The sequence below is a fragment of the Halorubrum sp. SP9 genome, from assembly GCF_005435015.1.
GTDB lineage: Archaea > Halobacteriota > Halobacteria > Halobacteriales > Haloferacaceae > Halorubrum > Halorubrum sodomense.
Map to the genome: position 1 here is coordinate 1 of NZ_SGXU01000540.1, position 329 is coordinate 329.

The 329-nt window shown below is 60.5% G+C and carries 1 protein-coding gene; it reads right to left on the bottom strand.

The features are described from left to right. Positions 1-329, bottom strand: a 329-nt coding sequence (locus EXE45_RS18515; RefSeq protein WP_274595499.1) for an exodeoxyribonuclease VII large subunit, incomplete at both ends; no start/stop codon positions are given.

Genomic DNA, 329 nt, shown 5'->3' on the forward strand with positions numbered 1-329 from the left:
GATTGTCTGCTGCTCGTTCGATACTGACGATCGCGTTGTCGACCCGACGGGTAATAGCGTCCAAGCGGTCGGTGACAATCGCCGCGTATCCAATTTCTAGTCGGCGTTCGAGTGCGACTACTTGGTCACGGACAGCACGCATATCAGGCGTCGCCACGACCCCAGCCTGAGTCGGTGTGATCGCCGCTTTGTCTGCGACACGTTCGGACAGCGTCTCATCGTCCTCATGGCCGATCGCGACGACTGTGGGCGTTTGGCAGTCCGCAATGGCTCGGACGACGGGCTCTTCGTTAAAACACCACAGCGTGTCGTCTGCGCCGCCACCACGG